Annotated in this window: 13 protein-coding genes; 6 read left to right on the top strand and 7 right to left on the bottom strand. The window is 54.0% G+C overall.

Features of this window, described 5'->3' with window-relative positions:
- Positions 1 to 227 precede the first annotated feature (227 nt).
- Positions 228 to 734 (bottom strand): molybdopterin-guanine dinucleotide biosynthesis protein MobB, encoded by a 507-nt coding sequence (mobB, locus tag DTA24_RS27825; protein WP_032733985.1) that lies wholly within the window; start codon positions 732 to 734, stop codon positions 228 to 230.
- The gene (gene mobA, locus DTA24_RS27820; protein ID WP_023340865.1) at positions 731 to 1,312 is read right to left on the bottom strand and encodes a molybdenum cofactor guanylyltransferase MobA; all 582 of its coding nucleotides are present in this window, start codon (positions 1,310 to 1,312) and stop codon (positions 731 to 733) included. Before mobA ends, mobB begins: the two co-directional genes overlap by 4 nt.
- Before the next feature lie 71 nt (positions 1,313 to 1,383).
- Here mobA and DTA24_RS27815 point away from each other — a divergent pair, with 71 nt between their 5' ends.
- From DTA24_RS27815 to dsbA, 3 genes are all read left to right on the top strand, one after another.
- Complete coding sequence (locus tag DTA24_RS27815) at positions 1,384 to 1,653, top strand: YihD family protein (protein WP_002882612.1); 270 nt, start codon at positions 1,384 to 1,386, stop codon at positions 1,651 to 1,653.
- A gap of 75 nt (positions 1,654 to 1,728) precedes the next feature.
- The gene (locus DTA24_RS27810) at positions 1,729 to 2,715 is read left to right on the top strand and encodes a serine/threonine protein kinase (RefSeq protein ID WP_008807918.1); all 987 of its coding nucleotides are present in this window, start codon (positions 1,729 to 1,731) and stop codon (positions 2,713 to 2,715) included.
- Positions 2,716 to 2,742: 27 nt separating this feature from the next.
- On the top strand, positions 2,743 to 3,366 hold the full coding sequence (gene dsbA, locus DTA24_RS27805; protein WP_123837157.1) for a thiol:disulfide interchange protein DsbA: 624 nt from the start codon (positions 2,743 to 2,745) through the stop codon (positions 3,364 to 3,366).
- 49 nt (positions 3,367 to 3,415) lie between these two features.
- Here dsbA and DTA24_RS27800 read toward each other — a convergent pair whose 3' ends face one another.
- Positions 3,416 to 4,315, bottom strand: coding sequence for an acyltransferase (locus DTA24_RS27800; protein ID WP_008807916.1), 900 nt, complete (start codon positions 4,313 to 4,315; stop codon positions 3,416 to 3,418).
- 396 nt (positions 4,316 to 4,711) lie between these two features.
- On the opposite strand from DTA24_RS27800, the gene polA reads away from it, so the two are divergent.
- Positions 4,712 to 7,504 carry a DNA polymerase I gene (gene polA / locus DTA24_RS27795; RefSeq protein WP_012543290.1) on the top strand — a complete coding sequence of 931 codons (2,793 nt, stop codon included), beginning with the start codon at positions 4,712 to 4,714 and terminating at the stop codon, positions 7,502 to 7,504.
- Between the two features lie 347 nt (positions 7,505 to 7,851).
- Here polA and yihA read toward each other — a convergent pair whose 3' ends face one another.
- Positions 7,852 to 8,484, bottom strand: a complete 633-nt coding sequence (gene yihA, locus DTA24_RS27790; protein WP_008807914.1) for a ribosome biogenesis GTP-binding protein YihA/YsxC — start codon at positions 8,482 to 8,484, stop codon at positions 7,852 to 7,854.
- A gap of 574 nt (positions 8,485 to 9,058) precedes the next feature.
- On the opposite strand from yihA, the gene yihI reads away from it, so the two are divergent.
- Both yihI and hemN read left to right on the top strand, forming a co-directional pair.
- Entirely contained in the window at positions 9,059 to 9,565 is a 507-nt protein-coding gene (yihI, locus tag DTA24_RS27785) for a Der GTPase-activating protein YihI (protein ID WP_008807913.1), read from the top strand.
- Between the two features lie 188 nt (positions 9,566 to 9,753).
- Complete coding sequence (gene hemN / locus DTA24_RS27775) at positions 9,754 to 11,127, top strand: oxygen-independent coproporphyrinogen III oxidase (RefSeq protein WP_123837156.1); 1,374 nt, start codon at positions 9,754 to 9,756, stop codon at positions 11,125 to 11,127.
- A gap of 39 nt (positions 11,128 to 11,166) precedes the next feature.
- Here the strand turns inward: hemN and DTA24_RS28590 are convergent, their stop codons facing one another.
- The 3 genes from DTA24_RS28590 to glnL form a co-directional block, all read right to left on the bottom strand.
- Entirely contained in the window at positions 11,167 to 11,277 is a 111-nt protein-coding gene (locus tag DTA24_RS28590) for a YshB family small membrane protein (RefSeq protein ID WP_004152951.1), read from the bottom strand.
- A 110-nt stretch (positions 11,278 to 11,387) separates the two neighbouring features.
- A complete protein-coding gene (glnG, locus tag DTA24_RS27770) occupies positions 11,388 to 12,797 on the bottom strand; it encodes a nitrogen regulation protein NR(I) (RefSeq protein WP_008807911.1) in 1,410 nt (469 codons plus the stop codon).
- A gap of 8 nt (positions 12,798 to 12,805) precedes the next feature.
- Positions 12,806 to 13,855, bottom strand: a complete 1,050-nt coding sequence (gene glnL, locus DTA24_RS27765) for a nitrogen regulation protein NR(II) (protein ID WP_008807910.1) — start codon at positions 13,853 to 13,855, stop codon at positions 12,806 to 12,808.
- Between the last annotated feature and the right edge of the window lie 129 nt (positions 13,856 to 13,984).

Raw genomic sequence — 13,984 nt, 5'->3', positions numbered from 1 at the left:
AGTAAAAAGCCCATCCTGCCGGATGGGCTTTTTGCGTTTCAGTGGTCCGGCAACCGTGCCGGCATGTCTCCCCGGTGGCGCTGCGCTTACCGGGGCTACGGATTCGCACCCGCCCTGCACGACCTGTTGCCCGGACAAGGTGCGCAGCACCGCCTCCGGGGAGGCCCCTGTCTGCCGATGCCATTCATTAACGTCTGTGTTAAGAAGCAATCCCTACCGATAAACTGCTAATGCCTCTCTAACCAATTCGCAATAAATGTCGCGATCTGTTGAATATTATTTAAATCCAACTGCGGAAGCGAGGTCGCGATGGGCATATCGCTGGCCACGGCGATGGTATGTTCATCAATTATCAGCTCTTCTACACGATGGCCGCTGTTTTGCCGAAAAAGTAGGATCTTCGGCACGGGTTCATGTTTGAACCCCTCCACTAAAACCAGGTCCAGTTTGCTGGCATCCATTCGACTGACAAGCCACGTGAGATCTAATTCCGGCGTCTCTGGCGTCTCCGTCATCAACGCCCAGCGCTGTTCGCTGGCGACAATAGTCTGCGCAGCGCCCGCCTTACGTAATTCATAGCTATCTTTGCCGGGTTTATCGACGTCCATATCATGATGGGTATGTTTTATCAGCCCGGGACGCAGACCTCTGACACAAAGCTCAGGGATAAGACGCTTTAATAATGTTGTTTTTCCGGTACCGCTCCATGCGGCGATCGCCAGTAATGGGGTCATGATGGCTCCTGCATCTGCTGCAAATCTTCAAGCGTATTTACATTGATGAACGCTGATTTCACATCGCTGAAATTCACCGGGCGCCCACCCACTTGTCGCATAAAGACCATCACCCTGCGCTCTCCATGAGCCAGATAAGCCTCCAGTTCCGGAATGATTTGACGATGAACTAATGCAACGGCGGGATGATCCCGTTCGCCGTCATGGGCCCAAACGACCGGTGCGGCCTCTCTCTGCTGGATAAAGCGCTCCACCAAAAAGGACGGAATGAACGGCGTGTCGCAGGGGCAAAAAACAAACCATGGGCTCGCGACCTGCTGCATCACAGCAAGCATTCCGGCCAGCGGCCCCTGATAACCCTCCTGTATGTCTCGAAAGACCGGATATCCGCTGGCACGCCACTGTTCAAGATGACGATTGGCGCTAATGACTAACTCATCTACCTGCGGGGCTAGTGTCTCCGCGACGTGACGCCAGAGAGGGCGACCATTTAGCGCCTGTAATCCTTTATCAATGCCGCCCATTCGCGTGGCTTTGCCGCCTGCCAGCACGACGCCGGTTATCGCCTCGCTTTGCATCTGAATATCGCCTCTTTCATTGTGGGATTGACCCTGTTAACTTGTCCCTATCAAGAGTAAGGAGCATGACCATGAAATGTAAACGTCTGAATGAAGTAATTGAACTCCTCCAGCCTGCCTGGCAGAAAGAGCCTGAACTGAATCTGATGCAATTTTTGCAGAAACTGGCGAAAGAGGCTGGCTATGATGGCGAACTGAGCGATCTTTCCGACGATATTCTGATCTATCACCTGAAGATGCGTGACTCTTCTAAAGATGCCGTCATTCCTGGTATTCAGAAGGATTATGAAGAGGACTTTAAAACCGCGCTGCTGCGCGCCCGCGGGGTAATAAAAGAGTAAAAGGTTGTAAGCGCTGCCGCGTAAAGTGCAATGAGATGATATCCTGAACTATTCGTACGATTATCGGAAGTCAGGATGCACGATAAGGCTTTTACTTTTCAGACGCTTCGCCCGGATACCATTATCGATGGGTTATTCGATCTGGGTATGCGGGTGGACTCCGGTCTCACCCCGCTAAACAGCTATGAGAACCGCGTTTATCAGTTCCAGGACGAAGAGCGCCATCGCTATGTGGTAAAGTTCTATCGTCCTGAGCGCTGGTCCGCAGAACAGATCCTTGAAGAACACCAGTTTGCGCTTCAGCTTGTAGAAGATGAAGTGCCCGTTGCTGCGCCGCTCTTCTTTAACGACAGCACGCTTCATCAGCATCAGGGATTCTACTTTGCCGTTTTCCCAAGCCTTGGCGGTCGTCAGTTCGAAGCGGATAACCTTGATCAGATGGAATGGGTTGGCCGCTATCTGGGGCGCCTGCACCAGACGGGCCGCAAACAGCGCTTTACTGCCCGCCCGGAAATTGGCGTCCAGGAGTACCTGCTGGAACCGCGCCAGGTGTTTGAACAGGCGACGCTGATCCCCTCTGGCCTGAAGGCCGATTTCCTGAAGGCGACCGATAAACTCATTGCTGCCGTCATGGAGCAATGGCACGGCCGCGGGAACACGTTACGCCTGCACGGTGACTGCCATGCCGGTAATATCCTCTGGCGCGACGGGCCACTGTTTGTCGACTTAGACGATGCGCGAACCGGCCCGGCGATTCAGGATCTGTGGATGCTGCTCAACGGTGATAAGGCTGAACAGCGTATGCAGCTGGAGACCATTGTCGAGGCCTATGAGGAATTCAGCCCCTTTAACAGCGATGAAATCGCGCTAATTGAACCTTTACGCGCTATGCGACTGGTTTATTATCTGGCGTGGTTGCTCAGACGCTGGGACGATCCCGCTTTCCCGGTCAATTTCCCCTGGTTAACCGGGGAGGATTACTGGCGGGGGCAGACGTCGACTTTTCTTGAGCAGGTGAAGGTTCTACAGGAACCCCCGCTTCAGTTAACGCCAATGTATTAATGTGATATATCCAGGAGAGAGTAAATCATGAAAAAAGTTTGGCTGGCGCTGGCTGGTATGATTCTGGCTTTTAGTGCATCCGCTGCCCAGATCACCGATGGCAAGCAGTACATTACCCTTGATAAGCCGATTGCTGGCGAGCCGCAGGTGCTCGAGTTCTTCTCATTCTACTGCCCGCACTGCTACCAGTTTGAAGAAGTGCTGCATGTTTCTGACAATGTGCGTCAGAAACTGCCGGAAGGCACCAAAATGACCAAATACCACGTTGAGTTCCTGGGCCCTCTGGGCAAGGATCTGACGCAGGCGTGGGCGGTGGCCATCGCGCTGGGTGTTGAAGATAAAATTACTGCGCCGATGTTCGAAGCCGTGCAGAAAACCCAGACCGTGCAGAGCGTGGCTGACATTCGTAAAGTGTTTGTCGACGCTGGCGTGAAAGAGGAAGACTACGATGCCGCATGGAATAGCTTCGTGGTGAAATCTCTGGTCGCTCAGCAAGAGAAAGCGGCAGCCGATCTGCAGCTGCAGGGGGTACCGGCTATGTATGTTAATGGTAAATACCAGCTGAACCCACAGGGGATGGACACCAGCAATATGGATGTCTTCGTCGCTCAGTATGCGGATACCGTGAAGCAACTGGTAGAGAAGAAATAAAAAAAACGCCGGTCACTGACCGGCGTTACCTTAGCTATTCTGGCAGTGACTACCTTTCTTTGTCCCGCATGATGTCAGTCAACTGACGGTCTTTCTCTTCCCATAGCCCATTGAGCCAGCGCTGGAAGCCGCGCTTAAAGTTCTTATCGTTAACGTAATCGCCGTGCAGCTCTTCACCAATAGGAACCAGATTGATACGTACTACAATGCGCGTCAGGCGGCCGCTTAACATATCGTAAAACGGCTTTGTATTATTCTCCGGGTAGCACAGCGTGACATTCAGTAGTTTATCGAACTGCGAACCGAGCACGTTTAACGCCATGGCGATGCCTGCCGCTTTAGGCGGTAGCAGGTTATCGTAAGGCGAGCGCGTCTCGTGCTTTTTGGCTTCGGTAAAACGCGAGCCTTCCACAAAATTGACGATAGTCGTCGGATGCGCGCGAAATTTTTCACATGAACGGCGGGTGGTTTCGACATCTTTACCGCGGCGTTCCGGGTGTCTAATAAGGTAACTGCGTGAATAGCGGCGCATAAAGGGCATATCCAACGCCCAGCAGGCGAGGCCGATGAAGGGTACCCACGCCAGCTGTTGTTTAAGGAAGTACTTATTCATCGGAATATGCTTGCGGAACAGCACGCACAGCACCACGATATCTGCCCAGCTATGGTGGTTACTGATCAGCAGATACCAGTTCTTTTTATTTAAGCCTTCCAGACCCTCGACGTCCCATTTAAGCCAGGGATTGAGATGCAACAGCAGCGCCAGCCCTTCGCACCAGCAATACATCATAAAATTGCAAAAAACAGATATAGAGCGCCATACCGCTGGAATGGGGACCAGCAGTTTAATCAGCCCGGCGACGATGATCGGTACAGAGCAGATAATGGTGACTAAGATGGTTAAGGCGATACTCAGCGGAAGTGTTATCGCAGCGAGTAATCTCGACATAGTTAGTTTATTCAGAAAGTTAGGCTGACAAAGAGCGCCTTTAAGCTGCGCAAGGGGCTGATTTTACCAGAAAACGCGGCAAATGACGGGTCTTACGAGAACAGAAAAAAACAAGGATCTTCTATCCACATGGAACATTGGGTCATCAAATTGATGCCAGGATCGTCGATCTGTTTTTAATTAACTGATATATAAAGAGTAATAGTATTTGTTCATTTATTTTCAGGGGCGGTAAAGCTGACGCTGTAAAACTATACACAAAGTTATCCACAAGCAAAGTTCTTATGCGATCGCGACGATCGTTGAATCTTTTCCGCGAAATGCGGGAAAAATTCAGGATTTCATGCCCGTCTGTGGCATCCTTTACCCATAATCTGATAAACAGGCACGGAAATTATGGTTCAGATCCCAGAAAACCCTCTCATCCTCGTTGACGGCTCATCCTATCTTTATCGGGCGTATCATGCGTTTCCGCCGCTGACTAACAGCGCAGGGGAGCCGACCGGGGCTATGTACGGCGTACTGAATATGCTGCGCAGTTTGATCCTGCAGTATCAACCGACTCACGCCGTCGTGGTCTTTGATGCGAAAGGGAAAACCTTCCGTGATGAATTGTTCGAACATTACAAGTCCCACCGCCCGCCGATGCCGGACGATCTGCGCGCGCAGATTGAGCCGTTGCATAAGATGGTGAAAGCGATGGGGCTGCCGCTAATGGCAGTTCCGGGTGTTGAAGCCGACGATGTGATTGGCACCCTGGCGCGGGAAGCGGAAAGGGCGGGTCGTCCGGTGCTGATCAGCACCGGTGATAAAGACATGGCTCAGCTGGTGACGCCGGGGATCACCCTAATCAATACCATGACTAACACCATCCTTGGACCGGATGAGGTGGTCTCCAAGTATGGCGTCCCGCCGGAGCTGATTATCGATTTCCTGGCACTGATGGGCGACTCTTCGGATAACATTCCTGGCGTGCCGGGCGTGGGCGAGAAGACCGCCCAGGCGCTGCTGCAAGGCCTTGGCGGCCTTGATACGCTGTATGCGGAACCGGAGAAAATTGCTGCACTGAGCTTCCGCGGCGCGAAAACGATGGCGGCGAAGCTGGAGCAGAACAAGGACGTGGCTTATCTCTCTTATCAGCTGGCGACCATTAAAACCGACGTCGAGCTGGAGCTCACGTGCGAAGAGCTGGAGGTGCAGCCTCCGGCGGCTGACGATCTGCTGGCGCTGTTCAGGCAGTATGAGTTTAAGCGCTGGACAACCGACGTCGAGGCCGGGAAATGGCTGCAAGCGAAGGGCGGCAAACCGGCCGCTAAACCTGCAGAGCCTGCGGCAGCGGCACAGGCAGAAGCAGAGGATGAACCGGCCTCCGCCCTTTCAGCAGAGCACTACGTCACTATCCTTGATGAGGCCACGCTGGTCACCTGGATCGATAAGCTGAAGCAAGCGCCGCTCTTTGCCTTTGATACGGAAACTGACAGCCTGGATAATATCTCTGCCAATATGGTCGGTCTTTCATTCGCGGTTGAGCCTGGCGTGGCCGCCTATGTCCCTGTGGCGCATGATTATCTTGATGCACCGGATCAGATCCCCCGCGAGCGCGTACTGGCGTTGCTTAAACCGCTGCTGGAGGATGAGAAGCTGCTCAAGGTCGGGCAAAATCTCAAATACGATCGCGGTATTTTGGCCAACTATGACATTGAGCTGCGCGGGATTGCATTCGATACCATGCTGGAATCCTACATTCTCGACAGCGTGGCGGGCCGCCACGATATGGACAGTCTTTCCGACCGCTGGCTGAAGCATAAAACCATTACCTTTGAAGAGATCGCTGGTAAAGGTAAGAACCAGCTCACCTTTAACCAGATTGCACTGGAGGAGGCTGGCCGCTACGCGGCGGAAGATGCCGACGTCACGCTCCAGCTGCATCTGAAGATGTGGCCGAAGCTGCAGCAGCATGAAGGTCCGCTGAATATCTTTAAGCATATCGAAATGCCGCTGGTGCCGGTGCTGTCTCGGGTTGAGCGCAATGGTGTGAAAATCGACCCTGCCGTGCTGCATGCGCATTCCCAGGAGATCGCCCAGCGTCTGGTTGAGCTGGAGCAGCGCGCACATGAGATTGCCGGGGAAGCGTTTAATCTCTCCTCCACTAAACAGCTGCAAACGATCCTGTTTGAGAAACAGGGTATCAAGCCGCTGAAGAAAACGCCGGGTGGCGCGCCATCCACGTCTGAAGAGGTCCTGGAGGAGCTGGCGCTGGATTATCCGTTGCCAAAAGTGATTCTGGAGTATCGCGGGCTGGCGAAACTGAAGTCGACCTATACCGATAAACTGCCGCTGATGATTAACCCTAAAACGGGGCGCGTGCATACCTCCTATCATCAGGCGGTCACTGCCACTGGCCGTTTGTCGTCTACCGATCCAAACCTGCAAAATATTCCAGTGCGTAACGAAGAAGGACGGCGCATTCGCCAGGCGTTTATCGCGCCGGAAGATTACGTCATTGTCTCAGCGGACTACTCGCAAATCGAACTGCGTATTATGGCGCACCTGTCGCGGGATAAAGGCCTGCTGACCGCCTTCGCTGAAGGGAAAGATATTCACCGGGCGACGGCGGCTGAAGTGTTTGGCTTACCACTGGACAGCGTCAGCAGCGAACAGCGCCGCAGTGCGAAAGCCATCAACTTCGGTCTGATCTACGGCATGAGCGCCTTCGGCCTGGCCCGCCAGCTGAACATCCCGCGTAAAGAAGCACAGAAGTATATGGATCTTTATTTCGAGCGTTACCCGGGCGTCCTGGAGTATATGGAGCGCACCCGTGCTCAGGCGAAAGAGCAAGGGTATGTTGAAACGCTGGATGGCCGTCGACTCTATCTGCCGGATATTAAATCCAGCAATGGTGCCCGTCGCGCCGGCGCGGAACGTGCGGCGATCAACGCCCCGATGCAGGGGACAGCGGCAGACATTATCAAGCGGGCGATGATTGCTGTTGATGAATGGCTGCGGAAGGAGCAACCTCGCGTGCGGATGATCATGCAGGTTCACGATGAACTGGTCTTTGAAGTGCATAAAGATGAGCTCGATGCCGTGTCGAAAAAAATCCATGAACTGATGGAGAACAGCACTACGCTGGCGGTGCCGCTGCTGGTGGAAGTCGGTAGTGGCGAAAACTGGGATCAAGCGCACTAAGTATACAAAGCGCAAAGCGATTTTCTGTAAGTAAGCAACATAACTTATAGCGTTTTGTGAGGATCATTTGAATTTGCTATGTAAATAGTGAAAAAAAACTACAAAAAATGCTTTATCCGTGAGCGAAAGAAGAGTAGAGTTAATCGCGTAGGGTACAGAGGTAAGATGTTCTATCTTTCAGACCTTTTACTTCACGTAATCGGATTTGGCTGAATATTTTAGCCGCCCCGGTCATTTATGACCGGGGCGTTTTTTATTGCGCGAAAGAAAAGTTTGATGCAGTTAAAAGCGCGTAATATGAACGTCCGGATAGGGCGCTACGCGCCGTTATCCGGAAAAAGCGGGGGTTACTCGGCGTCTTCAACGGCTTCTTGCGGCGGGATTTCGTTAAACCAGCTATCCAGCTTCTGTCGCAGCTTATCCACGCCAGATTTTTTCAGCGAAGAGAAAGGTTCAACCTGAATATCGCCATTGAAGGCCAGTACCGCTTCACGCACCATATTCACTTGCGCTTTACGCGCGCCGCTGGCGAGCTTATCGGCTTTGGTCAACAGCACCAGCACCTGAATATCGCTTTCTACCGCCCACTCGATCATTTGCTGATCGAGATCTTTAAGCGGGTGGCGAATATCCATTAGCACCACCAGGCCCTTCAGGCACAGACGTTTCTCCAGGTACTCTCCCAGCGCGCGCTGCCACTTGATCTTCATCTCTTCAGGTACTTGCGCATAACCATAGCCGGGCAGGTCAACCAGGCGTTTGCCCTCGGCGACTTCGAACAGGTTAATCAGCTGCGTACGTCCAGGAGTTTTGGAGGTACGCGCCAGGCTCTTCTGGTTGGTCAGCGTATTTAGCGCGCTGGATTTTCCCGCGTTGGAGCGGCCGGCGAACGCCACTTCAATGCCGGTATCGGCAGGAAGATGGCGGATATCTGGCGCGCTAGTGACAAAGTGCGTCAGTTGATAATTCCAGTTGGTCAAGACGGTCGTCTCCGTTAAAACAGGCTATGGCAGGGATTATACCTGAACAGCAGAAAAAGGCTGTTTTTACCGCACGCCGTTCCTGTAAGTAAAAACCATATGGTTTGTGAGACATTGACTATTCTTCGTATAGGACATACCTGAGAAAAATAAGACGATACAGATGTAATTAACTGAAAAAAAACAAGTTATAAAAATAGAGAAATCTGAAAATGTTTTTTTAACGGCCTGGCTGGTTGTCGATTTTTGTCAACAGGGTAAAGTAATACACAACGGCGGGGATGCTGAAAGGATTAAGACTCAGGACGAGGGGTCAGGAGGCGAAGACCACAGGATAGTCAGGATGACGCGCGTCTTGGAGACGTTTCAAAGGGAAAAGGAAGAAACAGGGACCGTTGGACGCTAAGGGAAAGACAGGGTAAGTCGTTAGCGAACAGGGAAAGAAGAAGCCCGTTAAGGGTGGTCAGTGAGGAAAAAGGCGACAGAGTAATCTGTCGCCTTTTTTCTTTGCTTGCTTTCTGCTAGATTCCGCCTCAATTCTATACTGAATAATACTGTCTGAAGATTACACACCATGAAAAAACCGACATCCGCCACCCGTGGCAAATCCGGCCGCAAGTCGCGTGAAGAGTTAAATCAGGAAGCTCGCGATCGCAAACGGCAGAAGAAACATCGTGGCCACGCGGCAGGCAGTCGCGCGAACGGCGGCGATGCGGCTTCAGCGGGCAAAAAACAGAGCCAGACGCAAGACCCGCGCGTCGGCAGTAAAAAACCGATCCCGCTGGGCGTGAGCGAAAGCAGCACCCCAGCCCCCAAGCAGCATAAACCAAAGAGCGAGAAACCTATGCTTTCACCGCAGGCTGAGCTGGAATTGCTGGAGAATGATGAGCGCCTGGACGCGCTGCTGGAACGTCTGGAAGAGGGGGGCACCCTGAATGCTGAAGAGCAGAGCTGGGTGGACGCCAAACTGGATCGCATTGATGAGCTGATGCAGCAGCTCGGCCTCTCTTACGATGACGAAGATGAAGAAGAGGAAGAGCGTCAGGAAGATATGATGCGTCTGCTGAAGGGTGGAAACTAACATTTGCATCCCATCGGATTCCCGGTACTGCTTATAACCCTTCTGGTTATATGTTATCTGCTGTGGTTATTCGTTAAACTACGACGGTTGTCGCGGCGTCAGAAATGGCTGCGCAACCGGCTCATGACCCGCGGTGCGGTGGGGCCGGGACGGCGTACCCGTCGGCGGCACCATCGGAAGGAGTGAGCATGTCTGAGCAGATAATCGACTGGGATCTGGCCCTGATCCAGAAATATAACTATTCCGGGCCGCGCTATACCTCGTATCCCACCGCGCTGGAGTTTTCACCGCAATTTGGCGCGGCGGAATTCGATGCCGCTGTGGCCCGTTACCCACAGCGTCCCCTGTCGCTGTACGTGCACATCCCGTTTTGCCATAAGCTGTGTTATTTCTGCGGCTGCAATAAGATAGTCACCCGCCAGCAGCATAAGGCCGATCAATATCTCGATGTCCTTGAACAGGAGATCATCCACCGCGCGCCGCTGTTTGCCAGTCGCCAGGTTAAGCAACTGCACTGGGGTGGCGGTACGCCAACCTATCTCAATAAGGCGCAAATCAGTCGCCTGATGGCTCTGTTGCGCAGCCACTTCCATTTCAGCGCGGAAGCCGAGATCTCCATTGAGGTCGATCCACGTGAGATCGAGCTGGATGTCCTCGATCATTTACGCACCGAGGGGTTCAACCGCCTGAGTATGGGCGTGCAGGACTTCAATAAAGAGGTTCAGCGCCTGGTTAACCGTGAGCAGGACGAAGCGTTCATCTTTGATTTGCTCCACCATGCGCGGGAGATTGGTTTTACCTCGACCAATATCGACCTCATCTACGGCCTGCCGAAGCAAACGCCGGAGAGCTTCGCCTTTACCCTGCAAAAGGTCGCCGAGCTCAATCCTGACCGCCTGAGCGTGTTTAACTATGCGCATCTGCCCACGCTCTTTGCCGCACAGCGCAAAATTAAAGATGCCGATCTCCCCTCCGCTGAACAGAAGCTGGAGATCCTCCAGGAGACCATCGGCTCGCTGACGGCGGCAGGCTATCAGTTTATCGGCATGGACCACTTTGCTCGCCCAGACGATGAATTAGCGGTCGCGCAACGTCATGGCATACTGCACCGCAATTTCCAGGGTTACACCACCCAGGGGGATACCGATCTGCTGGGGATGGGCGTGTCCGCGATCAGCATGATTGGCGACAGCTACGCCCAGAACCAAAAAGAGCTGAAGCTGTACTACCAGCAGGTGGCAGAGCAAGGGGACGCTCTATGGCGCGGGATCGCGTTAACCCGCGATGACTGTTTACGTCGCGACGTGATTAAGGCGTTGATCTGTAATTTCCGTCTGGATATTGAGGCTGTAGAGGCGCAGTGGGATGTGGATTTTCAGTCTTATTTTGCCGAAGACCTGAAGCTGCTGGCGCCGCTGGCGCATGACGGGCTGGTGGCTGTGGATGATAAGGCCATTCAGGTGACGGCGAAAGGCCGACTGCTGATCCGCAATATCTGCATGTGCTTTGATGCCTATCTACGGCAAAAAGCTCGGATGCAACAGTTCTCCCGGGTCATTTAATGTTTTCCCCTCTCCCGCGGCCGCAGGAGAGGGGAACCATTAGCTGAACAGCCCGACCAGCGCAGCGCACAGCACGGCAGCGACTGCCGTTTGTGGCGTGTGACTGGCTGCGGCGCCGCTCGATATCATACTCACCAGTGATTCAAACATGATGCTCTCCCCTAATGCCGGGCACGATCATACTCAACTCATCGGAACAGTAAAGTACAAAATAGCAGCACTTTGCGCTGAACGGCTAATTTTCATCATGCCGTTAATCACTACTCCATTCCCAGCTCTTTTAGCTTACGCGTCAGGGTATTACGACCCCATCCCAGCAGACGCGCAGCCTCCTGCTTGTGCCCCTGGGTATGGCGCAGGGCGGTCGTCAGCAGCGTGCGCTCCATTTCGGGTTGCGCTTCTGAGAGCAGGTTTTGATGACCGGATCGCAACGCCCGATCGGCCCACTGACCCAGCAGCGTCGCCCAGCTGTCGGGCTGCATCTGCGTCGGGCTGTCCGGAACCGTGGTCTCAAACAGTTCGCTCGGCAGATCCTGCGTCAGTACCTCCTGGCCGGCGGCCATGACGGTGAGCCAGCGACAGGTGTTTTCCAGCTGACGGACGTTGCCAGGCCACGCCAGGCGTGTCAGCGCTGTCTCCGTTTCCGGATGCAACTGTTTGGCTTCAACACCGAGCTCGCGGGCGGCTATCTGCAGAAAATGGCGGGCCAGGCGTGGAATATCTTCCCGGCGCTCGCGCAGCGGCGGTAAATGCACTCGGATCACGTTCAGGCGGTGGAACAAATCTTCACGGAATTTCCCCTCCTGCACGCGCTGTTCCAGGTTCTGGTGGGTGGCGGCGATGATCCGCACATCGACCTTCACCGGCGCGTAACCGCCCACGCGATAAAACTGGCCATCCGCCAGCACGCGCAGCAGACGAGTCTGGACATCAAGCGGCATATCGCCAATTTCATCCAGGAATAGCGTGCCGCCGTCAGCCTGTTCGAAGCGTCCCTGGCGGACGGTATTGGCGCCGGTAAAGGCCCCTTTTTCATGCCCGAACAGCTCGGACTCAATCAGGTCTTTGGGTATTGCCGCCATATTCAGTGCGATAAACGGCGCTTTTGAACGTGGGCTATGACGATGCAGGGCGTGAGCGACGAGCTCTTTACCGGTACCGGATTCGCCATTAATCAGCACGCTGATGGATGATCGCGACAAACGGCCAATAATGCGAAAGACATCCTGCATTGCCGGCGCTTCGCCGATGATGTCGGCAGTTGGGCTGCTTATTGGCGCATTTCGCGGCTGTTGCTGCTCCTGATAGTGGCTTATCGCCCGGTCGACCAGGGCGACGGCTTCATCAATATCAAAAGGTTTGGGCAGATAATCAAACGCGCCTTGCTGATAAGCGCTAACCGCAGCGTCCAGATCGGAATGCGCGGTCATTATGATGACCGGAAGCATTGGATGACGCTGCTTAATCTGTTTGAGCAGCGCCAGACCATCCATTCCCGGCATACGGATATCTGACAGCAGTACATCCGGGGTTTTGGTGGTGAGGGCATCTAGCACCTCATTGCCGCTTTCGAACGTTGTGCAGCTCAAGCCGGCTCCGGTGAGCGCGCGTTCAAGCACCCAGCGGATGGAGCTATCGTCATCAACGATCCAGGCTATCCCTCGTTGCATAAACACCTCTACTTCCGAATAGGCAGGTATACCGAAAATTCGGTATGACCCGGCCAGCTGGTGAATTCAATTTTGCCGGAGTGCTGATCGATAAGGCTGCGGGCGATAGATAAGCCCAGGCCGGTACCACCTTCGCGGCCGCTGACCATCGGATAAAACAGCGTATCCTGGAGATGGGGCGGAATACCCGGGCCATTATCTTCAACGTCAATACGTGCGGCGAGGCGATAACGCACCCCGTGCAGCGTCAGCTGGAAAGCGGTGCGGGTGCGGAGAACAATTTCGCCCCCTTCCGGCCCCAGCGCCTGCAGCGCATTACGGACGATGTTCAGCAACACCTGTTCAATTTGATCCGGGTCGTGGGGCAGCTCTGGTAGGCTGGGGTCGTAATCACGGATTAACTTCACGTTGTCCGGTAACTCCATGGAGACCAGTTTCACTACCCGCTCGGCGACTTTATGGATACTTTCAGTAACGTGCATGCCCGGATGCTGTGGCCCAAGCAGGCGATCGACCAGATTTCTCAGCCGGTCAGCCTGCTCGATGATCACTTTGGTATATTCCGTTAGCGCCGGGTCGGGCAGGGCTTTGCTGAGCAGCTGTGCCGCGCCGCGCAGGCCGCCTAACGGATTTTTTATCTCATGTGCCAGGCCGCGGACCAGATCGCGGGCGGCGACCTGCTGCGCGTGCTGCAGCTGCTCCTGGCTCAGGCGGCGCTGGTTATCCATCGGCGCCATTTCCAGCAGAATAAAGCCTTCCGGCAGCCGCTGGGCGGTCAGCGACAGGATGTGCGAGCGGCCATCAATAACCAGCGTCACTTCGTTATCGGTAAACCCCTGGCCCGCCTGCAGGCTCTCCTGCATCAGCCCGATATTCAACGAAAAATAGCTCAACAGCTCAGGTAACGGGGTGCCAAACAGCTTGCGTGAACTTTGCGCCAGCAGCTGCTGCGCCGCAGGATTGGCAAAGTGCACCGCCAGGTCATCATCGACCAGTAAGATACTGTTGATAAGAGAGTTGAGGATCTGCCCAGCATCGGGCAGTGTGCCTGTTGCCATTCGACAGTCTCCTGAAAAAGAGTGCACCAATTTAGTGCAGTATAGCTTTTTATCGGTAAAAAGCTCGCGAGATCAGCGTGTTGGTGGAGAAAAAAGCCCATCCTGAGATGGGCTGAAAGTTTCCACGGC

It is taken from the genome of Klebsiella sp. P1CD1 (genome assembly GCF_003790505.1).
Classification (GTDB): Bacteria; Pseudomonadota; Gammaproteobacteria; order Enterobacterales; family Enterobacteriaceae; genus Klebsiella; species Klebsiella variicola.
The sequence above is the reverse complement of the archived record's forward strand: the minus strand, read 5'-3'. Positions and strand labels throughout refer to the sequence as shown.

Coding starts and splice junctions, on each gene's coding strand:
- mobA (WP_023340865.1), bottom strand. CDS start 1,312: ATGCAAAGCGAGGCGATAACCGGCGTCGTGCTGGCAGGCGGCAAAGCC.
- polA (WP_012543290.1), top strand. CDS start 4,712: ATGGTTCAGATCCCAGAAAACCCTCTCATCCTCGTTGACGGCTCATCC.
- DTA24_RS28590 (WP_004152951.1), bottom strand. CDS start 11,277: ATGTTTGAATCACTGGTGAGTATGATATCGAGCGGCGCCGCAGCCAGT.
- DTA24_RS27800 (WP_008807916.1), bottom strand. CDS start 4,315: ATGTCGAGATTACTCGCTGCGATAACACTTCCGCTGAGTATCGCCTTA.
- dsbA (WP_123837157.1), top strand. CDS start 2,743: ATGAAAAAAGTTTGGCTGGCGCTGGCTGGTATGATTCTGGCTTTTAGT.
- glnG (WP_008807911.1), bottom strand. CDS start 12,797: ATGCAACGAGGGATAGCCTGGATCGTTGATGACGATAGCTCCATCCGC.
- mobB (WP_032733985.1), bottom strand. CDS start 734: ATGACCCCATTACTGGCGATCGCCGCATGGAGCGGTACCGGAAAAACA.
- glnL (WP_008807910.1), bottom strand. CDS start 13,855: ATGGCAACAGGCACACTGCCCGATGCTGGGCAGATCCTCAACTCTCTT.
- DTA24_RS27810 (WP_008807918.1), top strand. CDS start 1,729: ATGCACGATAAGGCTTTTACTTTTCAGACGCTTCGCCCGGATACCATT.
- DTA24_RS27815 (WP_002882612.1), top strand. CDS start 1,384: ATGAAATGTAAACGTCTGAATGAAGTAATTGAACTCCTCCAGCCTGCC.
- hemN (WP_123837156.1), top strand. CDS start 9,754: ATGTCTGAGCAGATAATCGACTGGGATCTGGCCCTGATCCAGAAATAT.
- yihI (WP_008807913.1), top strand. CDS start 9,059: ATGAAAAAACCGACATCCGCCACCCGTGGCAAATCCGGCCGCAAGTCG.